The organism is Methylobacterium sp. Leaf93 (assembly GCF_001422345.1).
GTDB lineage: Bacteria > Pseudomonadota > Alphaproteobacteria > Rhizobiales > Beijerinckiaceae > Methylobacterium > Methylobacterium bullatum.
Map to the genome: position 1 here is coordinate 264,394 of NZ_LMMS01000023.1, position 23,227 is coordinate 287,620.

General features: G+C 66.5%; 21 protein-coding genes. 10 read left to right on the forward strand and 11 right to left on the reverse strand.

Annotated elements, in window-relative coordinates; translation table 11 throughout:
• Window positions 1–6: 6 nt before the first annotated feature.
• Window positions 7–366: a hypothetical protein gene (locus ASF26_RS12995; protein WP_026176196.1), complete on the reverse strand. Its 360-nt coding sequence runs from the start codon at window positions 364–366 to the stop codon at window positions 7–9.
• Window positions 367–547: 181 nt separating this feature from the next.
• Entirely contained in the window at window positions 548–1,318 is a 771-nt protein-coding gene (locus tag ASF26_RS13000) for an SDR family oxidoreductase (protein ID WP_056254477.1), read from the reverse strand.
• 100 nt (window positions 1,319–1,418) lie between these two features.
• Here ASF26_RS13000 and ASF26_RS13005 point away from each other — a divergent pair, with 100 nt between their 5' ends.
• The gene (locus tag ASF26_RS13005; RefSeq protein WP_056254481.1) at window positions 1,419–1,808 is read left to right on the forward strand and encodes a helix-turn-helix domain-containing protein; all 390 of its coding nucleotides are present in this window, start codon (window positions 1,419–1,421) and stop codon (window positions 1,806–1,808) included.
• 24 nt (window positions 1,809–1,832) lie between these two features.
• Here ASF26_RS13005 and dnaE read toward each other — a convergent pair whose 3' ends face one another.
• Together dnaE and ASF26_RS13015 are read right to left on the reverse strand one after the other, a co-directional pair.
• Window positions 1,833–5,342 carry a DNA polymerase III subunit alpha gene (dnaE, locus tag ASF26_RS13010; protein ID WP_056254483.1) on the reverse strand — a complete coding sequence of 1,170 codons (3,510 nt, stop codon included), beginning with the start codon at window positions 5,340–5,342 and terminating at the stop codon, window positions 1,833–1,835.
• 111 nt (window positions 5,343–5,453) lie between these two features.
• Entirely contained in the window at window positions 5,454–7,301 is a 1,848-nt protein-coding gene (locus tag ASF26_RS13015; RefSeq protein ID WP_056254487.1) for an ABC transporter transmembrane domain-containing protein, read from the reverse strand.
• Window positions 7,302–7,471: 170 nt separating this feature from the next.
• Here ASF26_RS13015 and rpmE point away from each other — a divergent pair, with 170 nt between their 5' ends.
• On the forward strand, window positions 7,472–7,726 hold the full coding sequence (rpmE, locus tag ASF26_RS13020; protein WP_018045309.1) for a 50S ribosomal protein L31: 255 nt from the start codon (window positions 7,472–7,474) through the stop codon (window positions 7,724–7,726).
• A gap of 149 nt (window positions 7,727–7,875) precedes the next feature.
• Here rpmE and ASF26_RS13025 read toward each other — a convergent pair whose 3' ends face one another.
• Window positions 7,876–8,403: a DUF1465 family protein gene (locus ASF26_RS13025; RefSeq protein ID WP_056254490.1), complete on the reverse strand. Its 528-nt coding sequence runs from the start codon at window positions 8,401–8,403 to the stop codon at window positions 7,876–7,878.
• Window positions 8,404–8,945: 542 nt separating this feature from the next.
• Here ASF26_RS13025 and rpmH point away from each other — a divergent pair.
• The 5 genes from rpmH to ASF26_RS13050 all read left to right on the forward strand — a co-directional run bounded on the left by rpmH (window position 8,946) and on the right by ASF26_RS13050 (window position 12,845).
• Entirely contained in the window at window positions 8,946–9,080 is a 135-nt protein-coding gene (rpmH, locus tag ASF26_RS13030) for a 50S ribosomal protein L34 (RefSeq protein ID WP_018045311.1), read from the forward strand.
• Window positions 9,081–9,132: 52 nt separating this feature from the next.
• Window positions 9,133–9,777 carry a ribonuclease P protein component gene (rnpA, locus tag ASF26_RS13035; protein WP_082477619.1) on the forward strand — a complete coding sequence of 215 codons (645 nt, stop codon included), beginning with the start codon at window positions 9,133–9,135 and terminating at the stop codon, window positions 9,775–9,777.
• Window positions 9,770–11,614 carry a membrane protein insertase YidC gene (gene yidC, locus ASF26_RS13040; RefSeq protein WP_056254495.1) on the forward strand — a complete coding sequence of 615 codons (1,845 nt, stop codon included), beginning with the start codon at window positions 9,770–9,772 and terminating at the stop codon, window positions 11,612–11,614. Before rnpA ends, yidC begins: the two co-directional genes overlap by 8 nt.
• 191 nt (window positions 11,615–11,805) lie before the next feature.
• Window positions 11,806–12,456 carry a ribosome biogenesis GTP-binding protein YihA/YsxC gene (gene yihA, locus ASF26_RS13045; protein WP_018045314.1) on the forward strand — a complete coding sequence of 217 codons (651 nt, stop codon included), beginning with the start codon at window positions 11,806–11,808 and terminating at the stop codon, window positions 12,454–12,456.
• Entirely contained in the window at window positions 12,453–12,845 is a 393-nt protein-coding gene (locus ASF26_RS13050) for a DUF423 domain-containing protein (protein ID WP_056254498.1), read from the forward strand. Before yihA ends, ASF26_RS13050 begins: the two co-directional genes overlap by 4 nt.
• Window positions 12,846–12,945: 100 nt before the next feature.
• On the opposite strand, the gene ASF26_RS13055 is transcribed toward ASF26_RS13050, so the two are convergent.
• Complete coding sequence (locus ASF26_RS13055) at window positions 12,946–13,971, reverse strand: calcium-binding protein (RefSeq protein ID WP_280136356.1); 1,026 nt, start codon at window positions 13,969–13,971, stop codon at window positions 12,946–12,948.
• A gap of 406 nt (window positions 13,972–14,377) precedes the next feature.
• Between ASF26_RS13055 and ASF26_RS13060 the strand changes: the two genes are divergently transcribed.
• Window positions 14,378–14,965 carry a hypothetical protein gene (locus tag ASF26_RS13060; protein WP_056254505.1) on the forward strand — a complete coding sequence of 196 codons (588 nt, stop codon included), beginning with the start codon at window positions 14,378–14,380 and terminating at the stop codon, window positions 14,963–14,965.
• A 92-nt stretch (window positions 14,966–15,057) separates the two neighbouring features.
• On the opposite strand, the gene ASF26_RS13065 is transcribed toward ASF26_RS13060, so the two are convergent.
• Together ASF26_RS13065 and ASF26_RS13070 are read right to left on the reverse strand one after the other, a co-directional pair.
• Window positions 15,058–16,368: a calcium-binding protein gene (locus ASF26_RS13065; RefSeq protein WP_156462985.1), complete on the reverse strand. Its 1,311-nt coding sequence runs from the start codon at window positions 16,366–16,368 to the stop codon at window positions 15,058–15,060.
• 170 nt (window positions 16,369–16,538) lie between these two features.
• The gene (locus ASF26_RS13070) at window positions 16,539–18,020 is read right to left on the reverse strand and encodes a TIGR00366 family protein (protein WP_056254511.1); all 1,482 of its coding nucleotides are present in this window, start codon (window positions 18,018–18,020) and stop codon (window positions 16,539–16,541) included.
• Window positions 18,021–18,274: 254 nt separating this feature from the next.
• Between ASF26_RS13070 and ASF26_RS13075 the strand changes: the two genes are divergently transcribed.
• Window positions 18,275–18,565, forward strand: coding sequence for a hypothetical protein (locus ASF26_RS13075; protein ID WP_244475921.1), 291 nt, complete (start codon window positions 18,275–18,277; stop codon window positions 18,563–18,565).
• Between the two features lie 123 nt (window positions 18,566–18,688).
• On the opposite strand, the gene clpB is transcribed toward ASF26_RS13075, so the two are convergent.
• Window positions 18,689–21,319 carry an ATP-dependent chaperone ClpB gene (gene clpB / locus ASF26_RS13080; protein WP_056254517.1) on the reverse strand — a complete coding sequence of 877 codons (2,631 nt, stop codon included), beginning with the start codon at window positions 21,317–21,319 and terminating at the stop codon, window positions 18,689–18,691.
• A 202-nt stretch (window positions 21,320–21,521) separates the two neighbouring features.
• Between clpB and ASF26_RS13085 the strand changes: the two genes are divergently transcribed.
• Window positions 21,522–22,313 carry an MOSC N-terminal beta barrel domain-containing protein gene (locus ASF26_RS13085; protein ID WP_056254520.1) on the forward strand — a complete coding sequence of 264 codons (792 nt, stop codon included), beginning with the start codon at window positions 21,522–21,524 and terminating at the stop codon, window positions 22,311–22,313.
• Between the two features lie 114 nt (window positions 22,314–22,427).
• Here ASF26_RS13085 and ASF26_RS13090 read toward each other — a convergent pair whose 3' ends face one another.
• Together ASF26_RS13090 and ASF26_RS13095 are read right to left on the reverse strand one after the other, a co-directional pair.
• A complete protein-coding gene (locus ASF26_RS13090) occupies window positions 22,428–22,703 on the reverse strand; it encodes a hypothetical protein (protein ID WP_056254523.1) in 276 nt (91 codons plus the stop codon).
• Between the two features lie 196 nt (window positions 22,704–22,899).
• Window positions 22,900–23,163, reverse strand: coding sequence for a hypothetical protein (locus tag ASF26_RS13095; RefSeq protein WP_056254527.1), 264 nt, complete (start codon window positions 23,161–23,163; stop codon window positions 22,900–22,902).
• Window positions 23,164–23,227 lie beyond the last annotated feature (64 nt).

The window sequence follows — 23,227 nt, forward strand, 5'->3', positions numbered from 1 at the left end:
CCTGTGTCAGCGCGAGGCCGAAGGCCGCTCGAACCGGGCATAGGCGGCCAGGGCGAGGTAAGCGACGAGGCTGCCGAACGCCGCGGCGACCGCCTTGACCAGGAAATCGGACATCCGGGCATGGCGGGTCGGCGACAATTCCTGGCCAAATTCGAGGATGCCGGCCACCGCCATTCCGGTCACGAGCCCGAGATACCAGCGCTTGGGATAGGCCAGGATCAACAGGAAGCCGAACAGGGCGTAGGCGCTCATCCGCTCGACATTCGCCGAGGCGACGACCGGCCGGAGCCCGATCGGCGACAGCGTCACGAAGACCAGGATCGCGAGGATGACGAAGACCGACAGGCGCAAGAGAGTTCTCGTCATCGAAGCGTGCCACCGAACCGCGACGCCAGTTCGCGTCATGCCGGGACTTGTCGGGCAAGCACCGGGTCCAGCCTGATCTCGACCATGCTGAAGGTATTATTAAGACGCGGTTACGCGGCGGATGTTTCCCGCCGCGTCTCTTTCCGACCGGCAAGCCGGCTCGCATGGCCGCTACGGATCGTCAGTGCTGCTCCGTGCCCGCCGTCCCGGCGACCTCGTTCACCGTGGCGAAGGTCTGCTCGAACCGTTTCTCGGCCTCGGCGAAGCGTAGAAATTCTACGCGTTCCACGAGGATTTCCGGCGGGGTCGGCTGCGTCGCGAAGAGCGTCATCACCTCGTCCATGAAGTCACCGAGGGGCATGTACCCCTCCCGCGTCGACTGGCCGGGCGTGAGTTCCGTCTGCACGGCGGGCGGCACGAGTTCGATGACCTCGACCCTGCCCTTCAAGGCGTCGCGAAGGCTGATCGTGTAGGAATGGATCGCCGCCTTCGTCGCCGAATAGGTCGGGGTCGAGACCAGCGGCACGAAGGCGAGGCCCGACGAGACGTTGACGACCGCCGCGTCCGGCTGAGCGGAGAGATGGTCGATCAGCGCGTCGGTGAGGCGGATCGGCCCCAGCAGGTTGGTGGTCACCATCGCCTCGGCATCCGCGAGATCGCGGGAGCGGGTGAGATCCTCGAACTGCATGATCCCGGCATTGTTGATCAGGACGTTCAGGTCGGGGTGGGCGGCGATCACCGTCGCGGCGAAGGCGTCGATTGCCGCCCGGTCCTCGACATCGAGCACATAGCCGACCATGCCGGGATTGGCCTCCGTGACCGCATCGAGCCGATCGCGGCGGCGGCCGGCGATGATCACCGTGTTGCCCTGGGCCTGGAAGCGCTCCGCCAGTTCGCGGCCGATCCCCGATGCGCCGCCGGTGATGAGAATGGTGTTGCCGCTCGTCTTCATTGGGACTTCCCTCCTGGTTGCCCCAAAGAGATGCCGCGCCTACTCTCCGATGGGTAGAAGGCACCAAAAAGATTTGTACTTACCAAAAGGAGAGCGTGAGATGGCGGCTCCACCCCCACCCGTCGATGCGGATCCACGCGTCGAGGCGCTGGTCCACGACCTGATCGGCCGCGTCGCCGACAAATGGACGATGCTGATCCTCGAAATCCTGGAGGAAAAGGGCGAGCTTCGTTTCACCGAACTCAGCCGGTCCATCGGCACGATCAGCCAGAAGATGCTGACCCAGACGCTCCGCCACATGGAGCGGGACGGGTTGGTGATCCGCACCGTGCATCCGGTGGTGCCGCCCAAGGTCGAGTACCGGCTGACGGAACTCGGCCAGAGCCTCGGCGCCGCCTTCTGCGGCGTGTGGATCTGGGCCGAGCAGAACCTCGCGGCGGTGGAGACGGCGCGCGAGACGTTTGACGGGCCCCTCCCCTCGGGAGGCTGACACTCTCGGCGGTCACGCACCCCGTCAGTTAACCTCCACCTGCACCACCCCCGGCACGGCGCGCAGGGCCCCGGCGATCTGCGGCGTCGCCTGATAGCGGCCGGGGAGCTTGACCTCGACCTCCCGGTCGCCGCCGTCGAGGAGGAGGATCAGCGAGACCTCGCCCTCGCCGCGCACCTGCAGGCGCTGCTGGACGCTGACGATGGGGCGCTCGTCGCGGAGATAGACGCGCATGCCCTTCTGGTACCGGGCCACCGCCTCGTCGAGAGGCTCAGCGGTGACGATGCGCGCGCGCACGTCCTCGCCTTCGAGATTGGCCTGTATCTGGAGTACCAGCGGGCGGCCGGGTTCGAGGATCTCGCGGTACTGGCCGAGGCCTTCCTGGAAGATGATCGCCTCGAAATGCCCGGTCTGGTCCGAGAGCGTGACGATGCCGAGCTTGTTGCCAGATTTGGTGCGGCGCTCCGACCGGTCGAGGACGGAGGCGGCGACCTTGCCGACGCTGGACGTGCCGGCGCGGACCGAGCGGCAGAACTCGGCCCAGCTCTGGACGCGCAGCTTCTCCAGCAGGCCGGCATATTCGTCGAGGGGATGGCCCGAGAGGAAGAAGCCGATGGCCTCGTATTCCTTCTTCAGCTTCTCGGCCATCGGCCAGGGCTCGTAGGCGGGGACGCGCAGGGTCACGTCGGCCGAGGCGATGCCGCCGAACATGTCGACGATGCCGGTACTGGCCGCCTCCGCCGCCCCTTGCGCCAGCTTCATCATCGGCTCGACGGCGGCGCAGGCCCGCGCCCGGTCGATCTCGATGCAATCCATGGCGCCGGCCGCTACGAGATTCTCCAGGGTACGCTTGTTGATGAGGCGCGGGTTGAGCCGGCGTGCGAGGCAGGCGAGGTCCTTGAACGGCGTCTCGCCGCGCGCCTCCACCACGGCCTCGACGGCGGCCCGGCCCACGCCCTTGATCGCGGCAAGCGCATAGCCGATTCGGCCGTCATGGACCTCGAAATTGACTCCCGAGGTGTTGATCGAGGGCGGGTCCACCGGGATGCCGAGGCGCTGAGCGTCCTGGCGGAACTCGGCCAACTTGTCGGTAACGTCGATGTCGAGCTGCATCGCGGCGGCCAGGAACTCCACCGGGTAGTTCGCCTTGAGATAGGCGGTCTGGTAGGTCAGCAGAGCGTAGGCGGCGGCGTGCGATTTGTTGAAGCCGTAATCGGCGAATTTCGCCAGCAGGTCGAAGATCTCGTTGGCCTTCGCCTCGGTGAGCCCGCCCGCGACGGAGCCCTTCACGAAACGGTCGCGCTGGGCGTCCATCTCGGCCTTGATCTTCTTGCCCATGGCGCGGCGGAGCATGTCAGCGTCGCCGAGCGAGTAGCCGGCCAGAAGCTTGGCCACCTCCATGACCTGCTCCTGGTAGACGATGATGCCGAAGGTCTCCTTGAGGATCGGCTCCAGCTTCTCGTGCGGATACCAGCTCGCCTCGTTGCCGGCATCGCGGCCGAGCTTGCGCTCGCAATAGACCGGGATGTTGGCCATGGGGCCGGGGCGGTAGAGCGCCACGAGGGCGATGATGTCCTCGAACCGGTCGGCCTGCATCTCGACCAGCGCCTTGCGCATGCCGGCGGATTCCACCTGGAACACGCCCACCGTCTCGCCGCGCTTCATCGGCGCGTAGGTCTTGGGATCGTCCAGCGGCAGCGAGGCGAGATCGACGATGATGCCGCGCTGCGCCAGGAGATCGGTGCAGCAGCGCAGCATGGTGAGGGTCTTGAGGCCGAGGAAGTCGAACTTCACGAGGCCCGCCGCCTCGACCCATTTCATGTTGAACTGGGTCACCCGCATCCCGGTCTTCGGGTCGCGGTAGAGCGGTACGAGCTGTTCCAACGGCCGGTCGCCGATGACCACGCCCGCCGCGTGGGTCGAGGCGTGGCGGTGCAGCCCCTCGAGCTTCTTGGCGATCTGCATGAGGCGCGCGACGACGGGCTCCTCCTCCATCGCCGCCTGAAGCTTCGGCTCGCCCTCGATGGCCTGGACCAGGGTGACGGGGTTGGCCGGGTTCTGCGGCACCAGCTTCGTCAGCTTGTCCACCTGCCCGTAGGGCATCTCCAGCACGCGGCCGACGTCGCGCAGCACGCCGCGCGCCTGCAGCGTACCGAAGGTGATGATCTGCGCCACCTGCTCGTGGCCGTAGCGTTCCTGCACGTACTGGATCACGCGCTCACGGCCGTCGACGCAGAAGTCGATGTCGAAATCCGGCATCGAGACGCGCTCGGGGTTGAGGAAGCGCTCGAACAGCAGGCCAAAGCGCAGCGGATCGAGATCGGTGATGAGGAGCGCGTAGGCCACCAGCGAGCCGGCACCCGAACCACGGCCCGGCCCCACCGGGATGTCGTGGTCCTTGGCCCATTTGATAAAGTCCGACACGATGAGGAAGTAGCCGGGGAACTTCATCTTCACGATGACGTCGAGCTCGAAGGCCAGACGGTCGCGATAGACCTGTTCGGTCATGCCCTCGCAGGGGCCGTGCTGGGCCAGACGCAGTTCGAGACCGGCCTCGGCCTGACGGCGCAGCTCGGACGGCTCGTCGAGGGCGATCTCCGCCGCGATATCCGGCGAGACCGTCTCCACGGGGAGCGCATCGAGGGCGGCGACGACGCCGAAATTGGGCAGGATCGGCTTACGGGTGCGCACGCGATAGGCGCAGCGCATGGCGATCTCCACCGTGGCGGACAGGGCATCCGGCAGGTCGTGGAACAGCTTGGCCATCTCGGCCCGGGTCTTGAAGCCGTGGCGCGGGGTGAGCTTGCGGCGGCGCTCGTCCGAGACGAGGCGTCCCTCGGCGATGGCGAGCAGCGCGTCGTGCGCGTCGTAATCGTCGGGCTTGGCGAAGAACGGCTCGTTGGTGGCCACGATCGAGAGGCCATTGGAATCGGCGAGCCTCAGCAATTCGCGCTCGACCATGCGCTCGTCGTCGAGTCCGTGGCGCAGGATCTCCACGTAGAGCCGGTCCTCGCCGAACGCTCCCTTCAGCTGCTCGAGGCGGGCGGCGGCGAGTTCGACACGTCCGCCGCGCAGGGCCGTGTCGAGGGGGCCGGTTGTGCCGCCGGTGAGCGCGATGAGACCTTCCGCGTTCTCCGTCAGGGCTTCCACGGTGAGCCGGGGCGCATCCCCCAGCGGGCCGTCGAAATAGGCGCGGCTCGCGAGACGCAGGAGGTTTCCGTAGCCGGCCTCGCTCTGGGCCAGCACCACGACGTTGGAGGTGACGATCTGCGACAGCCGCGCCATCGGGTCCGGCGCCTCGAAGGCCACGGAGAGCTGCATGCCGGCGATGGGCTGGATGCCCGTTCCGGCGGCCTTCTCGGAGAATTCCAGCGCCCCGAACAGATTGTTGGTGTCGGTGAGCGCCAGGGCCGGTTGCCGGTCGGCGGCGGCCGCCTTGACGATGTCGGCGACCTTCAGTGCCCCTTCGAGGAGCGAGAAGGACGAGTGGACGTGGAGGTGGACGAAACCGGGATCTTTGAGGATGCGCGCCATGACTCAACCCATCCCGAGTCGCGGTTCACGGTCCATTACCATTACCACGTCCGGCGCAATTGCCTGTGGAAGAGGGCCTTTCGGGTCACAGCCCCCCTCCCCCGCCTTTGCCTATTCGGCCGGCAGCGCCAGGCGCTTCGGCCTCGGCTCCTTGCCGCGGGCGGTCTCGTCCAGCGCATCGGTGAACTGGAGCGCGGCGAGCTGCGCATAGAGCGCCCCTCGCGCCAGTAGGCTCTCATGCGTGCCGGTCTCGACGATCCTGCCGCCGTCGAGGACGAGGATGCGGTCGGCGGCCCGAATGGTGGCCAGACGGTGGGCGATGACCAGGGTGGTGCGCCCGCGCATGAGGGTATCCAACGCGGTCTGCACCGCGCGCTCGCTCTCGGCGTCCAGCGCCGAGGTCGCCTCGTCGAGGAGCAGGATCGGCGCGTCCTTGAGGATGGCGCGGGCGATGGCGACGCGCTGGCGCTGACCGCCAGACAAGGTGACGCCGCGCTCGCCGACCTGGGTGTGGTAGCCCTGCGGCAGGGCGCGGATGAACCCGTCCGCATGGGCGAGTTCGGCGGCGCGATGGATCTCGGCCTCGCTGGCGAGGGGCCGGCCGTAGCGGATGTTGTCCATGACAGAGCCGGAGAACACGGTGGGGTCCTGCGGGACCAGGGACATCCGCTCGCGCAGCGAATCCGGATCGACGGCGGTGATGTCGACCCCGTCGACGCGGACTACCCCCGATTGCGGATCGTAGAAGCGCAGCAGCGCCTGCAGCACCGTGGTCTTGCCGGCGCCCGAGGGGCCGACGAGAGCGACGCGCTCGCCATGCGCCACCTGGAAGCTGATCCCGTCCAGCGAAGGGTGCTCGGGCCGGGTCGGATAGGTGAGGCGCACCTGCTCGAACGCCACCTCGCCGCGCGGCGGCACCGGCAGCGGCACCGGATCGGCAGGCGCCTGGATCGCCGGCTCGGCGGCCAGGATCTCGCCGAGGCGCTCGGCGGCGCCGGCCGCCTGGGCGAGCTCGCCGTAGACCTCGGAGAGCTGGCCCAGCGCGCTGGCGCCGAACACCGCGTAGAGCACGAATTGCGAGAGCTGGCCCGCCGTCATCGTGCCGGCCAGCACCCCTTGCGCGCCGTACCACATCACCCCGACGACGCTGGCCGAGATCAGGAAGATCGCCACCCCGGTGAGGAGGGCGCGGGCCTGCACCGAATTGCGCGCAGCGGAATACGCATTCTCGGAGGCCTGCCCGAAATGCTCCGCCGTGGCGCGTCCCATGCCGAAGGCCTGCATGGTGCGAATCGCCCCGATGGCTTCGGCCGCATAGGCCGAGGCATCGGCCAGCCGATCCTGCGCGGCGCGGGAACGCCGCCGCACGCCGCGCCCGGACAGGATGAGCGGGAACACGATGAGGGGAATCGCCACCAGCACCAGGATCGACAGCTTCGGGCTGGTGATGACCATCATCGCCACCGCGCCGACGAACAGGAAAGCGTTGCGCAGGAGAATGGAGATCGAGACCCCGAAGACCGCCTTCACCTGCGTCGCATCGGCGGTGAGCCGGGAGACGATCTCGCCCGATTGCGAGCGGTCGAAGAAGGCCGGATCGAGGATGGTGAGGCGGGCGAAGACCGCGCTGCGCAGGTCCGCGACCACGCGCTCGCCCAGCGTCACCACGGTGTAATAGCGGGCGGCACTCGAGAGGGCGAGGACCGACACCACGCCGATCAGCGCCATGAAATAGGCGTCGATGACGCTGTGGCCCTCCGGCGAGAAGCCGTGATCGATCACCCGCCGGAGCGCGATGGGCACGACCAGAGTCGCCCCGGAAGCCGCCAGTAGCGACAGGAACGCCGCGAGGATGCGGCCGCGATAGACCAGTGCGAACGGGATCAGCGGCTTCAGCGACCCGAGGGGTGCCTTGCCACGGCCATCGCCGCCGGAAATTTTGTTACGCCCGCGAGCCATCTTGCCTCGTCATCGTCTCAAGAAAATACGCGCCCGGGCGATCTCCCGCGCCCGGGCGCTTGTTCGGAGGAAGCACGTGGGGTATAGGCCCGCCTTCATCCGATTGCGCGTGATCTAAGGCCGCGGGCCGCCAGGCGGGCCGGTCGGCGTGGCTATTCAAGGATTTCGTCATGGCAAAGAGTGCGGCCGACAAGGCCAAGGGTACCGAGCATCCCGACTACCATTTCATCAAGGTCGTGATGACCGATGGGTCCGACTACATGACCCGGTCGACCTACGGCAAGGAGGGCGACACCCTCAACCTCGACATCGATCCGAACACGCACCCGGCCTGGACCGGTGGTGAGCAGAAGATGCTCGATCGCGGCGGTCGCGTCTCGCGGTTCAATTCGCGTTTCGGCGCCCTCTCCTTCGGCAAGAAGTGATCTCTGCGGACTGACCGACGCGACCGTCTGGTGGCGGCGGAGGGTTTTCGAAACGCGAAAGGGCGGCGCTGACGAGGCGCCGCCCTTTCGCGTTTCCAGGCATCGAGGCCACGCCGGGCCTCGACGCGCCACATCTCAATGCGCAAGTCTCAATGCGCCACGCCGAAGGCGCTGCGCAGCAGGCCCTGCTGGGCGGCGACGGGGCTCTCGCGGACCATCGGGGTCGGGTGGTCGTCGGAGATGAGCCCGTCGAGATGCAGAATGCGGGCGTGGAGCCGGCGCGAGCGGATGGTGAGGTCCTGAAGACGGGCCGGGAGCGCGCCGAACGTCTCGGCGCGGAAGGCCTCCGGCGTCGCGAGGCGGACGCGGGTCTTCTCCTGAAGCGCTTGGGCGGGGGTGATCTCACCCTCCGACACGGCGCGCTGCACCAGCAGCCAGGAGGCGATCTGCATCAGCCGCGTGGTCAGACGCATGCTCTCGCTGGCATAGGACAGGGTACTGTCGCGCGACAGGAGGCGGGATTCCTCGCGCCCATCGCCATCGAGATAGGCCGCCGCCTCCTCGACCATGGTCATGCCCTCGCGGAACAGAACCCGGAAGGCCTCCGAGTTCACGTAGGTGTCGCCGAAGCTGACCCAGTCGCGCTCGTCGCGAAAGGTGACGTTGAACTCGTTCATCCTGCCTCCTGTGCCGCTATCGGACCGTTGTGTCCCGACCTGGGACACGATCAGTGCGTTCGCGACCAGAGGCGCAACACTAGCGCCGAACGCGCCGCCCCGCGCCGTTGACCGAGGGTTAACGTTAACAAGCGGACATCGTGCCAAACGAGCAGAGTCGCACGGCGCTGGACGCGCGGATGAGCGAAGACGAAAAAAAAGCCGCCCGGGAGGGGCGGCTTTGATAAAGTCGACAGAGGCATCAAAAACAGCGGCAGATCGAAATCTGCCCCACATCCGGAAAACCGGACATGATTCCTTCATAAGCTGAAAAGGTTAATGCACGGCTAACGCCGACCCCGCTCGGACGGCGGCGCGCGCGATGGGAAATACCCGCGCCAGAATTGACTTCGCCCCCCCTCTCCGTCATAAGCCGCGCCATCGCGTCGCCGCGCCCCATGTGGGCGCTCTTCGCGCTTGCAGACACATTTCAGGGCGAGTGAAGATGTCGGTGGGGCTCCTGCAGCCAGCCGGATCGATCCTCGGCCATCGGAGATCGCGCCATGAAGAGAACTTATCAGCCCAGCAAGCTCGTGCGTAAGCGCCGCCACGGTTTCCGCGCCCGCATGGCCACGGCCGGCGGCCGCAAGGTCATCGCAGCCCGTCGCTCGCACGGCCGCAAGAAGCTCTCGGCCTAAGGCATCCGTGCCTTCGGCGGCACGGAACGCCGAGGCCAGCCCCGCTCAGACCATGACCTCGCCCCTAGGCCGCAGGATCGAACCGGCAGTGTCGACGATCGGACGGCTCAAGCGGCGACCGGACTTCCTCGCTGCCGCTGGGGGGCGACGGTTTCACACTGAGCTCATGAGCGCCCAGGGGCGGCTGCGCGATGCGGCGTCCGGGACGCCACTCGCCGATGCCGAGCCGATCGCGGGGCTGCGAATCGGCTTCACGATCACGAAGCGTGTCGGGCATGCCACCGAGCGCAACCGGATTCGCCGCCGGCTGCGCGATGCCGTAGCCTGTGCCTCGGCGGACCTTCCCGATGCCTCGGCGGACATCGTTCTCATCGCGAGACGTCCTGCGCTCCATGCCCCGTTCGAGACGCTGATCGCCGACCTGCGCCGTTCCGTCGGCGCGGTGATCAAGCCCGGCGGGACCAAGGGTGGCGAATCGGGCTCCTCCTCGCGGGGACGGCGCAGGTCCGGAAAGCCCGATGCGGGCAAGCCCGGCTCGGGCTCCGATGGAATTGCATCCTCCAAAACCGCATCACTCGCCCTGACGTCGGCGCGTTCGCCCGCGCGAAACGAGGCGGGGACGATGCCCCCTGCCTCAGGCGACGCTTGCCTTCCCTCCCCTCCTCCGAACACACGCGACGGATCTCTCGATGGGTAATGACAAGACGAACATGATCGTCGCGATCGCCTTGTCGCTGGCGGTCCTGCTCGGTTGGAACTATTTCATCGCCGCCCCGCGCGTGGAAGAGCAGCGTCAAGCCGCCCTGCAGAGCAAGGCGGCGCAACAGGCGGCCAACCCCAACGGCGCGCCCTCGGCGAGCCCGGCGGAAGGCGGCCCCTCGGCCCCCGTGCCGGGCACCCTGCCGAATGCGCAGACGCCGGCGGAAAGCCGCGAGGCGGCGCTCGCCCGCTCGCCGCGCGTGACCATCGACACCCCGGCGCTCGCCGGTTCGATCGCCCTCAAGGGCGGCCGCGTCGACGACGTCTCGCTCAAGGGCTACCACGAGACCGTGGACGACAAGAGCCCGCGCATCGTGCTGCTCTCGCCCACTGGCAGCGCCAATCCCTATTACGCCGAGTTCGGCTGGGTCGGGCAGAATACCGGCCCCCTCCCCACCGGTGACACGGTGTGGACCGCCGACGAGACCGTTCTGACGCCGACCAAGCCCCTGACGCTGAGCTACAACAATGGCGCCGGCCTTGTATTCCGCCGCGTCATCGCCGTCGACGACAAGTTCATGTTCACGATCCGCGACGAGGTCGAGAACAAGGGCGCGAACGCCGTCACCCTGTATCCCTACGGGCTCGTCTCGCGCTGGGGCAAGCCGACGACGCAGGGCTATTACGTGCTGCACGAGGGCATGATCGGCGTGGTCGGCGCCGACGGCCTGCAGGAATACACCTACGATCACGTCGCCAAGGAGCCGGTGCTCGGAAACGCCGCCACCAAGGGCAAAGCCTGGGCGAACGTGACGGGCGGCTTCGTCGGTATCACCGACAAGTACTGGGCGGCGGCCACCATCCCCGACCAGGCCACGCCCTATACCGGCAGCTTCACCGAGCGTACCGACGGCGCCACCAAGGTTTATCAAGCCAGCGTGCGCGGCGATGGCCGCAACGTCGCGCCGGGCTCCACTGTGACGGCGACCCAGCAGCTCTTCGCCGGCGCCAAGGAAGTCAACACGATCAACAACTACCAGAAGGATCTCGGCATCAAGCAGTTCGATCTGATGATCGACTGGGGCTGGTTCCACTTCATCACCAAGCCGATGTTCCGGGCGCTGGACTTCTTCTTCCACCTGTTCGGCAATTTCGGCGTGTCGATCCTGGTGGTGACCTTCTGCCTGAAATTGCTGTTCCTGCCGATCGCCAACAAGTCGTACCAGTCCATGGCCAAGATGAAGGCCGTGCAGCCGGAGATGGCCTCGATCCGCGAGCGCTACGGCGACGACAAGATGAAGCAGCAGCAGGCGATGATGGAGCTGTACAAGAAGGAGAAGATCAACCCGGTCGCCGGCTGCTGGCCGGTGCTGATCCAGATCCCGGTCTTCTTCGCGCTCTACAAGGTCCTGTTCATCACCATCGAGATGCGGCACGCGCCGTTCTTCGGCTGGATCCAGGATCTCGCCGCGCCCGATCCGACCAACATCCTGAACCTGTTCGGGCTCCTTCCCTTCGCCGCCCCGGACTTCATCCATCTCGGCATCTGGCCGATCGTGATGGGCATCACGATGTTCATCCAGATGAAGATGAACCCCGCGCCGCCGGACCCGGTCCAGGCGCAGATCTTCACCTTCATGCCCATCGTGTTCACCTTCATGCTCGGCTCGTTCCCGGCCGGTCTGGTGATCTACTGGGCCTGGAACAACACCCTCTCGGTGATCCAGCAATACGTCATCATGCGCCGCAACGGCGTGAAGGTGGAGTTGTGGGACAACCTCGGCGGGATGTTCAAGAAGAAGCCCGCCGACAAGAGCGCGCCGGCCAAGAGTTGAGTCGTCCACTCTCGGACGTTTCCCAACCGATGCCCTCATCCTGAGATGCCCCGCAGCGGCCTCGAAGGAGGCTTCCAGAACCCGTAAAGGGCCATGGAGGCCCCCTTCGAGGCCTTCGTTTCACGAAAGCACCTCCGGATGAGGTGGCGATGTGGGACGCCCCGACCAGAGCCTGACGCCGGAGCCGCACCATGTCCCAAGCCGAAGCCGACGCGGCCCTCCTCGAATCCGGCCGCCTGTTGTTCGCGGGCGTGGCCGACTTCCTGTCCTCCGCGCCCACCGTCGCCGCCCTGCCGCCGATGAAGGGCGTCGAGATCGCCTTCGCCGGCCGCTCGAACGTCGGCAAGTCGAGTCTCGTCAACGCCCTGACCGGCCGCAACACCCTGGCGCGGACATCGCACACACCGGGGCGGACGCAGCAGCTCAACTTCTTCGATATCGGCGGGCGCCTGACCCTGGTGGACATGCCCGGCTATGGCTACGCCGCCGTGGAGAAGACCAAGGTCGAGGCCTGGACCGATCTGATCCACGATTACCTGAAGGGCCGCGCCAACCTCGCCCGCGTCTTCATGCTGATCGATTCCCGCCACGGGCTGAAGAGCATCGATACCGACGTGCTCGACGGGCTCGACAAGGCCGCCGTGAGCTACCAGATCGTCCTGACCAAGGGCGATGCCCTGAAGAAGGCAGAGATCGAGGCGCGCATCGCCGGCATCCGCTCGGCCATCGCCAAACGCCCGGCGGCCTACCCCGAAATCCTGCTCACATCGAGCCGCGACGATCGCGGCGTGCCGGAACTGCGCGCCAGCGTTGCCCGGCTCCTGTCCGAGCGCGGCGCATGACCGGCTTCGACCGCGCCCTTCTCGCACTCGGCGCTCTCGCCGGCCTGCTGGGCGTCGCCGCGAGCGCGGCGGCAGCCCATATTCCTGGCACCGACAGCCTGAAGACGGCGGCGCAATTCCTCCTGTTCCACGCGCCCGCCATCATCGCTCTGGTGGCCCTGACCGCAACCGGGATCACTCATCGCCTCACGACCCGAGGCGCCGCCGCCGCCCTGGTGATGGGGCTCGCTCTGTTCTCCGGCGATCTGTCCTTACGGGCGATGCACGGCATTCCGCTCTTTCCCATGGCCGCCCCGGCCGGCGGACTCTTGCTGATGGCCGGCTGGCTGCTGGCCGCGCTCGCCGCCTTCGTTCCGACGGGAGCCCGACAGGCGGCACCCGGCCGGTAAGCGCCTGCCGCCCGGTCCCTGACGCGCACCGAAAAGCTCCTCCTCGTGCGAGGCCCTCGTTTCGAGCCCCATCGCACGAGGGAGGCGGCGTGGGAGAGGCTCAGACGAACAGGAAATCGCTCGCGTGCAGATCCGCGACATGCAGGTCGGCGAGCCGGATGCTGCCCTCGTCGTACTGGATGACGACGCTGGCGCCTGTGTCCTCGGCATGATCGAGCACGGCGGCGAAGGAGCGCAGAACATCCTTCTCCAGGCGAATGACGTCGGGTGGGCCCGATCCGGGGCTGAAGTCGGTGATGATGTCATTGCCCGTGAGGCGATCGAAAACGAAGGTATCGCGGCCGGCGCCGCCGGTCAGTCTGTCGTTGCCGGCCCCGCCGATCAGCGTGTCATTGCCGTCATCGCCTCGGAGCGAGTCGTTGCCGGAATCGCCGAACAGGGTGTCGTCGCTGGAACCCCCGTTCAGCACGTCCTTCCCGTCGCCCCCGAACAGCTTGTCCGACGAGCCATCCCCCGAGAGGACATCGTCGCCGCTGGCGCCCACGACCCGGTCCACCCCGTCCCCACCCTGAAGCGTGTCGTTGCCGGCACCGCCATTGAGTTGGTCGTCCCCGATGTTGCCGCTCAGGAGATTGTTGGCGGCATCGCCCGTGAGCTTATCGTTCTGGTCGGTCCCACTGACGTTCTCAACGCCGGAGACGGTGTGCTTGCCTTCCTCACCACCGACAATGAAATAAGACTTCTGGCTCAGATTGACGTTGGCGGCTCGGTCGAAAGCGAAAAACGCGAGAGTATCTGTACCCGACTGGCCGTAGACGTCGTCGACGAACAAGTCGTAGCGCATGACGAACCGGTCGTCGCCAGATCCGCCGTAGAGCGTATCGACGCCGTTATCTCCGATCAGTAGATCGTTGCCACCGCCGCCATGGAGGGTGTCGCTGCCGATGTAATTCGTCGCCGAATCGGAGTCGCCAAAAATGGTATCGTCCCCGCCTCGACCGTAGATCACGTCATTGCCACCATAGCCGAGAATATAGTCTTCCTCGTCGGTGACACCCTCGCCGTAGTCGATGAGATCGGCCTGACCAGTACCCATTACATACGCCATGACGTTCCTTTCCGTCACACCCGCCAAAGAGGATAGGATTACGGCGTTAGCCTATCTCTGCGCCAACAGCCAGGCAATATGAATTTTGTACTTGAGTTTTATGACTATTTCTCGAGAAACCGGCCAGCATCCGCGGCCTTTAACGCCTGCATCGCCCTATCCATCAAGGTGTCTCCCTCCGGCTTGAAGTGTTCGACCGATGCGGGGACGGCGCGGAATCACCCCTCGGAAGGGCCTGTCGGCCGTCAGCGAGACATGAAAACTCGGCGTGCCGACGCCAGGATCAGTGATCGGGGATGGCTCGACGCCGACAATGTCGAGTGCTCCCCCCATCGACGGGACATCCGGCCGGACCGGGACGGCCCTCGGCCCATCGAGGCCATAGTACACTCTCCGCCCGGCCTCGCACCGAAGGGAGGATCGTTTGCGCAAACCCTGGATTCTGCTCGCCGCCTGCCTCGCGGCCTTCTCCGCCAACGCCGCGCCGATCGAGGAGAACGAGCCGCTAGTTATGCGGATCATCTTCGAGGATTGCCTCGGCTACATCCGCCACGGCCGCACGCCGTTCCAGGGGCTGGCGACGCGGCCCGCTTCGCGCGAGGCGATCGAGACCATCCCGCGCCGTGCGCCGGACCGGGAGAAGGCGGTGGAGCTGCTGTCGCCGCGATACGTGGCATCCTGGGGGCAGGACGGGTACGGCCGACATTGCCTCGTCCTTACGGTCTGGCAGGCCGAGCCTGACACGCGGCCGGTACGCCTCGGCGTACCGAGCGATGGCTTCCTGCAACGCGTCGATGCGCGCGCCCGCGCCGAGGGTCTGACGAGCAGGGGTATGGCGGATGCGTTCACGCCGATATCCATCAGCTTCTGGTCCGAGGGCGAAACCGGCCACGACAGCGGTCCGCTACGGCCCATCAGCTTCTCGCTCGTGGCCTCTGGCGCCGATGAGGCCCGGGGCCTCGCCGATGCCGGCGTGATCGCCATGGGCGGCCCGCCGCAGGGACGCCCCTGAACGCCTTGTCACCGTCGAAACCTGACATGCGATCGCCGGCGGTGGACGGCCCTTGAGCCGGCGGCGGGCTCAACCACCGCCATAGCCTGCACTCAGCCGATAAAGGTGCCGAGGAAGGCGGTGTGATCCAGCGGAAGAGGGCCGTTCGTCGAATCGAAGTTGAAATCGTTCTCGCTCAGCAGGGAGGCATCGACGTCGTGAAGCGTGATGGTGTTTGCAGCATCGATGCCGCGAAACATGATCACAGTATCGTTCGTCCCGGCGATCTGATGGTAAATGACATCATTGAAGCTCTGGGCGATCAACGCCACGTCGAGAAAGTCCTCTCCCAGTTTGAATTTGTAGACATCGTCCGCCCCGAAATGATCGGCGTAGACGAACAGATCGCTTTCGGCGCCGCCATAGAGGCTATCGTTGCCGGTGCCGCCGACCATCACCGACAGATGAGGTCCGGCCTTGATGACGTCGTCGCCTCCCTCGCCCGCCATCACGGAGAAACCGCCATTCTTGGCGCCTTTGATGATGTCGTTGCCATCGGCGCCGTAGAGAAAATTGGAGCTCTCACCGCCGAGGATCGTGTCGTCGCCCTGCGATCCGACGATGCCCAAGCCTCCTTCCTCACGAGCACGCGAGATGATGACGGTGCCCTGGCTGACGTCCGAGAAGTTCACCGTCGAGACATCGCCGACATAAACTTTCTCGATGCTGACGAAGGACTTATCGTCGAACTCGACATAGCCGGAGCCCTGCACGAACAGCGCATCCCTGCCGTTGCCGCCATCGAGGCTCGACGCCGCCCCGGTGATGACCAACCGGTCGTCGCCCTCGCCACCCCACAAACTGTCCTGGCCGCCCGCACCGCGCAAAGTGTCGTTACCGGTGCCTCCGGTCAGAACGTTGCCGCTGGCATTACCCGCGAGGATATCGTCATGTGCGCTGCCGATGAGATTGCCGATCTTGGTCAGGGTATCACCCTGGGCATCACCTCCGGTGTTGATGCCGGATGCGAGGCTCACCCTGACGCCGCTCCCGGACTGCTCGTAGCTTGACGTGTTGCGCCCGGCGCCACCGTCGAGGCGATCCGCACCGGCGCCCCCTTCGAGGAGATCGTTGCCCGAGCCGCCAATAAGCCGATCGGCGAAATCGCCCCCTTCCAGTGCCGTCGGGCCGGTCCTGTCCGAGTAATCCAGAAAGAAACCGCCGGTCTGCCGGGTCATGGTGGCGGCATTGAATGTGAGGCTCTGCCTATCCGTGTCGGACTCATTTCCGATCGCTAGAATGCCCGACCGAAAATCGACATGTATCGTCAGCGATGGGTCGCTGGAAAAGTAGTCCCCGCCAACGGTGACGCCCGACGCTGACGATGAATAATCGGCACCCAGTGTAAGATACGTGCCGGCCATTATTTTTAAGTCCAGGTTCTGAGAACAGTCGCTCCGTCTATTGCCGGCGGGTTGTACGGTCAATCGCCGTCACAGCGTGAGCCAGCCAAGATCCGGCTGGCTCACGCCTCGGCGGGCGGCCATCCTCCCGTAAGGCGGCGGGGGGATCCGCGAAGGGCCTCCGCGAAGCCCTACGGCATGACCGGGGGGTGGTAGGTCAGCGTGAAGGCCAGCGCCCAGAGCAGGAACAGCACCACGGGCAGGTGGATGATGAGCTGCAGGAAGCTGAAGCCGACGATGTCGCGGGCCTTGAGGCCGAGGATGCCGAGAAGCGGCAGCATCCAGAACGGGTTGATCAGGTTCGGCAGCGCCTCGGCGGCGTTGTAGATCATCACCGCCCAGCCGAGATGCACCTGCAGCTCGTTGGCCGCCTGCATGACGTAGGGCGCTTCCAGCAGCCACTTACCGCCGCCGGACGGCACGAAGAAGCCGAGCACCGCCGAATAGACACCCATGGAGATCGGGAAGCTGCCCGTGGTGTTCAGCGCCACGAACGCGTGGGTGATCACGTCCGACACCGAGGTGCCGCCCGCGTTCTTCGCATTGGTCAGCATGGCGCTGATCGCCGCGTAGAGGGGGAACTGGATCAGCACGCCGGCGGTGGCCGGCACCGCCTTCGCCACGGAGGCGAGGAAGTTCCGCGGCCGCCAATGCAGCAGCAGGCCGAGAGTGAGGAAGAGCAGGTTGTAGGTGTTGAGGTTGGAGATCGCGGTGATCCAAGACTGGCGCGCGAATTCCTGGTAGAGCCAGCCGCCGGCAATGATGACGAGGAGCAGGGTCAGGATCGGCGAATGTTCCAGCCATTCCGAAGGCTGCTGCGGCCGGGACTCGTCCGGCTTATCGCGCGAGACGTCGAGGCCGAGATCGTCCGCCGTCACGGCGGTGGCGGGCTGCGGCGCCGAGACATAGGCGATGATGATCGAGATCACGAAGAGGATCAGGGCGATCAGCATCGACTGCCAGAGGAAGATCGTCTCGCTGAACGGGATCACGCCGGTGATCGGCAGCAGGCTCGGCGGCAGGCTTTTGGGATTCGCCTGCAGCTGCGCGGCGGAGGAGCTGAGGCCCATGGCCCAGGTAGCGCCGAGGCCGAGATAGGCGGCGGCACCGGCAGCCCGGTAATCCATGCGGAGTTCGGTGCGGCGGGCGAGCGCGCGGGCGAGAAGGCCGCCGAAGATCAGGCTGAGGCCCCAGCTCAGGAACGACGACAGCATCGTCGCCGCCGCCACGAAGCCGACCGCGCCCCGCCCGGTCTTCGGCACCAGGGCGAGCCGGTCGATCAGCCGCTGCACCGGCGGCGCCGTCGCCACCACGTAGCCGCCGATGGTGACGAAGGCCATCTGCATGGTGAAGGGGATCAGGCTCCAGAAGCCGTCGCCGAAGCTCTTGGCCACCACCATCGCGGGCGCGCCATTGGCCAGCGCCCCGAGGGCCACGATGACCACCGCGATGGCCACGAAGATGAACGCGTCGGGAAACCAGCGCTCGGCCCAGACGGTGAAGCGGATGCCGAGGCGGGACAGGGCACCATCGGTGGCGACTTCGCCAACGGGGCGGCCGGTTCCCGGTTTGGACGGAACCGGACTGCGGGATTCTGGACTGCGTGCCGACATCTGAAATCCCGCCGTGATCCGTCCTGGTCCACCAGGCCGATGCCGTGCATGTTGCCCAAACATGGAGCAGGCTCAAGCCCGGCGTTTTGGCTTGTCACCAAGCAAAGGCGACGCATCCGCCTCCCCTTCAATCTTCCTTCAACACTGCATGCGGAGATTGCACCGGCGATTCTTGGGGACGACGACGCGTGACGAAGCCGGCGAACAAATCCCCCCTGGAGATCGTCCGCGACCGCCGACCCCGGACAGATGCGATGTCCCGCGATTTGACCGACGGGACCGGGTCCGACCGTGATGACAGGGGGAGAAAGGCCTACGGCTCGCAGCTGGCATGGCTGTTCGGCATCCTCGCCAGCGTGGCGGCGATTGCCGGCGCAATCCTGGTCGTCCTGGCTCTGCCGCCCGTACTCGAATGCCGAAACCGGGCCGCGCAGGGCTTTTTCGTCGGCCAGACCTATGGGGGCTGCGTGGCGAGCGGGTTCTCGGCGCGGTGGAACCTGCTCGAACAGCGGGTGAAGATGACGCTGCGCGGCTCGGGTCGCTGATCGACGCCTGGCTCCCCGCCCGGGACGAACGCGCTTATTCGGTAGATAAGACGGGAGATGGCGGCCATCGCCTGACCGGCCCCGGCGGGACGAACCTGCCGGAGCCGTGAGACGGGCCGCGCCTCAGTTCAGCGTGACGCTCGCCGGGCGCCGCTCCGGCAGGCCGGGATCGTCGCCGATCATCAGGCCGGACGGGCCGAGCCGGACCGGCACCGCCTCGCCGTCATGGATACGGCCCGCGAGCAACTGCTCGGCCAGGCGGTCCTGCACCGCCTTCTGGATGACGCGCTTGAGCGGACGCGCCCCATAGGCCGGGTCGTAGCCCTTGTCGGCCAGCCAGTCGCGGGCATCGGGCTCCACGTCGAGGGCGATCTTGCGCTCGTCGAGGAGGGTCTGCAGCCGCTTGAGCTGGATATCGACGATCGCCCCCATCTCCGACCGCCGGAGACGGTGGAACAGGATGATCTCGTCGATCCGGTTGAGGAATTCCGGCCGGAAATGGTGGCGGACCACACCCATCACCTCGTCCCGGACCTCATCCGTATCCTGCCCTTCCGTCTGCGCCACCAGATATTCCGACCCGAGATTCGAGGTCATGATCAGAAGCGTATTGCGGAAGTCCACCGTCCGTCCCTGTCCGTCCGTCAGGCGTCCGTCGTCGAGAACCTGCAAGAGGACGTTGAACACGTCCGGATGCGCCTTCTCGATCTCGTCGAACAGCACGACCTGATATGGCCGCCGCCGCACGGCTTCCGTGAGCGCACCGCCCTCTTCGTAGCCGACATAGCCCGGAGGCGCGCCGATGAGCCGGGCGACGGAGTGTTTCTCCATGTATTCCGACATGTCGATCCGCACGAGGGCCGTGTCGTCGTCGAACAGGAAGCCCGCCAGCGCCTTGGTCAGCTCGGTCTTGCCGACGCCCGTGGGCCCAAGGAACATGAACGAGCCGATCGGCCGGTTCGGATCCTGCAGGCCGGCACGGGCACGCCGTACGGCGGTGGCCACCGCATCGACGGCTTCCCTCTGGCCGATGACGCGCTTGCCCAGTTCGGCCTCCATGCCGAGCAGCTTCTCGCGCTCGCCCTCCAGCATCTTGTCCACCGGAACGCCGGTCCAGCGCGAGACGACGCCAGCGATATGGGCCGGCGTCACCGCTTCCTCGACCATACCGTCGCGGGCCACGGCGGATTCAGCGGCCGCCTCGTTCTCGGCGAGCTCCCGCTCCAACCCAGGGATCACGCCGTAGGCGAGTTCGCCCGCGCGCTGGTACTGGCCCTGACGCTGGGCCGAGGCGAGTTCATTGCGCGCCTCGTCGAGCTTCTTCTTGAGTTCGGCTGCGGCACCCAACTTGTCCTTCTCGGCCTTCCAACGCGACGTGATCGCGGCCGATTGCTCTTCGAGATCGGCCAGTTCCTTCTCCAGCCGCACCAGACGGTCGCGGGAGGCGGAATCGGTCTCCTTCTTCAGGGCCTCACCCTCGATCTTGAGGCGCACCACCTCGCGGTCGATGTTGTCGAGCTCCTCCGGCTTCGAATCCACCTGCATGCGCAGGCGGGAGCCCGCCTCGTCCATCAGGTCGATGGCCTTGTCCGGCAGGAAGCGGTCGGTGATGTAGCGGTTCGACAGGGTCGCGGCCGCCACGAGAGCGGCGTCCTGGATGCGCACGCCGTGGTGCTGCTCGTACTTCTCCTTGATGCCGCGCAGGATCGAGACCGTGTCCTCGACGGTGGGCTCGGACACGAAGACGGGCTGGAAGCGGCGGGCGAGGGCCGCGTCCTTCTCCACATGCTTGCGGTACTCGTCGAGGGTGGTCGCACCGACGCAATGCAGCTCGCCGCGTGCCAGAGCGGGCTTGAGCAGGTTGGAGGCGTCCATCGCCCCGTCCGCCTTGCCGGCCCCCACCAGGGTGTGCATCTCGTCGATGAATAGGATGATGCCGCCGGCCGCCGAGGTGACCTCGGACAGGACGCCCTTCAGCCGCTCCTCGAACTCGCCGCGATACTTCGCGCCGGCGATCAGCGCCCCCATGTCGAGGGCGAGCAGGCTCTTGTCCTTCAAGCTCTCGGGCACGTCGCCATCGACGATGCGCAGGGCCAGCCCCTCGACGATGGCGGTCTTGCCGACGCCGGGTTCGCCGATCAGAACCGGGTTGTTCTTGGTACGCCGGGACAGGACCTGGATGGTGCGGCGGATTTCCTCATCACGGCCGATCACCGGGTCGAGCTTGCCCTCTCGCGCGGCCTCGGTGAGGTCGCGGGCGTATTTCTTGAGCGCGTCGTAGGCGTTCTCGGCCGTGGCGTTGTCGGCGGTACGGCCCTTGCGGAGCGCGTTGATGGCGGCGTTCAGCGACGCGGCTGTCACGCCGGCGGCGGCGAGGGCCCGGCCGGATTCGGTGTCCTTCTCCACGGCGAGGGCCAGGAGCAGGCGCTCCACGGTGACGTAGGAATCACCCGCCTTCTGGGCGGCCTTCTCGGCGGTGTCGAACAGGCGCACGAGTTCGCGCGTCGCCTGGGGCTGCGCGGAATTGCCCGAGACCTTGGGCTGCTTGGCCAACCATTGCTCGACCTGGGCGAGGGCCACGCGGGACTGTCCGCCGGCGCGGTCGATCAGGCCGGCGCAGAGCCCCTCGGGATCGTCGAGGAGCACCTTCAGGAGGTGGCCGGGCTGCAATTGCGGATGGCCTTCGCGAAGGGCCAGGGATTGCGCGGCCTGGACGAAGCCGCGGGCGCGTTCGGTATAGATCTCGAAATTCATGTCTGTCCTCTCCCCCGTGCCGACGATCCACCGCCCGCCAAGCGGCGCGGCCCCGTCGAGACGTCGCTTCCCGACCGGATGGCCCGGGAAGCCTCGGCGCCGCGAGGGCCGCCGATTGCTCACGATGTAGTGTTGCAAATGAGCACCACAAGACCCGATCACGGACTTGCGCGCGAGTAGGGCTTCGGGCGAGGCTGACTTCATGACCGCGACGCCGACCAGCCTTCCCGAACTGCGCCTCGAAGCGCTCCACCGCTACCCCGTGAAAGGGCTCTCGCCCGAGGGGCTGGAGCAAGTGACGCTGGAAGCGGGACGCTATTTTCCGGGCGACCGGTTGTTCGCCATCGAGAACGGGCCTTCCGGCTTCGATCCGGCCGCGCCGAAGCATCAGCCCAAGATCAAGTTCCTGATGCTGATGCGCCACGAGGCCCTGGCCCGCCTCGGTACTCGCTACGACGACGAAACATCGGTGCTGACGATCCGCCAGGGGGACGGCATCGCCGTCGAGGCCGACCTCTCGACGCCGGAAGGGCGCGAGGCGGTGGAAGCGTTCTTCCGTACCGAATTCGCGGACTCCCTGCGCGGGCCGCCGAGGCTACTCACCGCACCAGACGGCTTCCGCTTCACCGATTCAGCACGCGGCTTCGTCTCGCTCCTCAACCTCGCCAGCGTCGCGGCGACGGAGGACATGGTGGGCGCGCCCGTCGATCCGTTGCGCTTCCGCGCGAACCTTCACCTCTCCGGCCTTCCCCCCTTCGCCGAACTCGACCTCGTCGGGCGCATTCTCGCCACGGCGGGAGGCGTGCGCCTGCGGATCTCAAAGCGGACGGAGCGCTGTGCGGCGACGAATGTCGATCCGGCGACCGGCATCCGTGACCTCGCGATCCCCCGGACGCTCTCCACGCGCCTCGGCCATACCGATTCCGGGGTCTACGCGGAGGTGCTCCATGGGGGCCGCCTCGAACGGGGCGAGACGCTCCGGATCGAGGCGTGAGGCGCGAAGCAGGCTTTCATCGCAGAACCTGCGGCCACGTCTGCGAAACCCGCCTGGGAGATTTGTAAGGCTGCGGGCCTCGATCGACCTTCGGGTTCCTGTTGGCGCGATCGCTCAGATCGCGTGACGCGGAACGAGGACGATGGCGGCGGCGTAGCCGGCCCGGCGCAGGCCACGAAAATCGGCGTGACGCCGCTCGCAGGTCACCTTGACGTAGCGCTTTTCGCCGTCGGCGCTCCAGGTGGAGGCGGCCATGGTCTGGCCGTGGATCATGCATTCCATCGGCGTGTGCGCGGGCGATACGACGACGTCGAGGGCGGTGCTGCGCGAGCAATCCTGCGCCGCGATCATGCTGGAGCAAACGAGGGCGACGGCTAACAATTCGGACATGACGGACCCCTTTTTCGGTTCGGCGAATAAGGTCCGCGGTGTTGCTCAGGCGTCGAGCGGCCGCGTGATTGTTGCCTGAGCGTTCCTCGTCGTTTTTTATTAGACTTTGTCTAGCATGACAGATGCCAAACCTGTCGCAAGGGGGCCTCGGCCCCGGCCGGACATGGCTCTCATGCGCGGCGCGAAGACTTCGGATTCATGCGCGAAGCGACACCTTGCTGGCCCGCGATCGGCCGGTGACGAGGCGGTCCTCGTTACGAGGCACGAGCCAGGTCGGCTCGGGCTCGGCGCGGGGAAGGATACTGGCGACGGCATCGAGATCGACGACGTAGCTGTCGGTCAGTCTGCGCCAGACTTCTGCGGGAGAGGCGGTGTCCTTCCCGATTTGGGCGAGGGCGGCAGTCAGATTCCGAAGGCCGGTGAGGGTCGGACGGGCGACGGTGGGATCCGTGGCAAGCATCGGAGGAAGCGTCCTGTGCAATCGTCCAAAGGATCACAGGACAGAGTTAACGCTTGGTTATACC

Bases quoted from the DNA above. Each gene is read 5' to 3' on its own strand.
- ASF26_RS12995 (WP_026176196.1), bottom strand. From the start codon at position 366: ATGACGAGAACTCTCTTGCGCCTGTCGGTCTTCGTCATCCTCGCGATC.
- ASF26_RS13000 (WP_056254477.1), bottom strand. From the start codon at position 1,318: ATGAAGACGAGCGGCAACACCATTCTCATCACCGGCGGCGCATCGGGG.
- ASF26_RS13005 (WP_056254481.1), top strand. From the start codon at position 1,419: ATGGCGGCTCCACCCCCACCCGTCGATGCGGATCCACGCGTCGAGGCG.
- dnaE (WP_056254483.1), bottom strand. From the start codon at position 5,342: ATGGCGCGCATCCTCAAAGATCCCGGTTTCGTCCACCTCCACGTCCAC.
- ASF26_RS13015 (WP_056254487.1), bottom strand. From the start codon at position 7,301: ATGGCTCGCGGGCGTAACAAAATTTCCGGCGGCGATGGCCGTGGCAAG.
- rpmE (WP_018045309.1), top strand. From the start codon at position 7,472: ATGGCAAAGAGTGCGGCCGACAAGGCCAAGGGTACCGAGCATCCCGAC.
- ASF26_RS13025 (WP_056254490.1), bottom strand. From the start codon at position 8,403: ATGAACGAGTTCAACGTCACCTTTCGCGACGAGCGCGACTGGGTCAGC.
- rpmH (WP_018045311.1), top strand. From the start codon at position 8,946: ATGAAGAGAACTTATCAGCCCAGCAAGCTCGTGCGTAAGCGCCGCCAC.
- rnpA (WP_082477619.1), top strand. From the start codon at position 9,133: ATGACCTCGCCCCTAGGCCGCAGGATCGAACCGGCAGTGTCGACGATC.
- yidC (WP_056254495.1), top strand. From the start codon at position 9,770: ATGGGTAATGACAAGACGAACATGATCGTCGCGATCGCCTTGTCGCTG.
- yihA (WP_018045314.1), top strand. From the start codon at position 11,806: ATGTCCCAAGCCGAAGCCGACGCGGCCCTCCTCGAATCCGGCCGCCTG.
- ASF26_RS13050 (WP_056254498.1), top strand. From the start codon at position 12,453: ATGACCGGCTTCGACCGCGCCCTTCTCGCACTCGGCGCTCTCGCCGGC.
- ASF26_RS13065 (WP_156462985.1), bottom strand. From the start codon at position 16,368: ATGGCCGGCACGTATCTTACACTGGGTGCCGATTATTCATCGTCAGCG.
- ASF26_RS13070 (WP_056254511.1), bottom strand. From the start codon at position 18,020: ATGTCGGCACGCAGTCCAGAATCCCGCAGTCCGGTTCCGTCCAAACCG.
- ASF26_RS13075 (WP_244475921.1), top strand. From the start codon at position 18,275: ATGTCCCGCGATTTGACCGACGGGACCGGGTCCGACCGTGATGACAGG.
- clpB (WP_056254517.1), bottom strand. From the start codon at position 21,319: ATGAATTTCGAGATCTATACCGAACGCGCCCGCGGCTTCGTCCAGGCC.
- ASF26_RS13085 (WP_056254520.1), top strand. From the start codon at position 21,522: ATGACCGCGACGCCGACCAGCCTTCCCGAACTGCGCCTCGAAGCGCTC.
- ASF26_RS13090 (WP_056254523.1), bottom strand. From the start codon at position 22,703: ATGTCCGAATTGTTAGCCGTCGCCCTCGTTTGCTCCAGCATGATCGCG.
- ASF26_RS13095 (WP_056254527.1), bottom strand. From the start codon at position 23,163: ATGCTTGCCACGGATCCCACCGTCGCCCGTCCGACCCTCACCGGCCTT.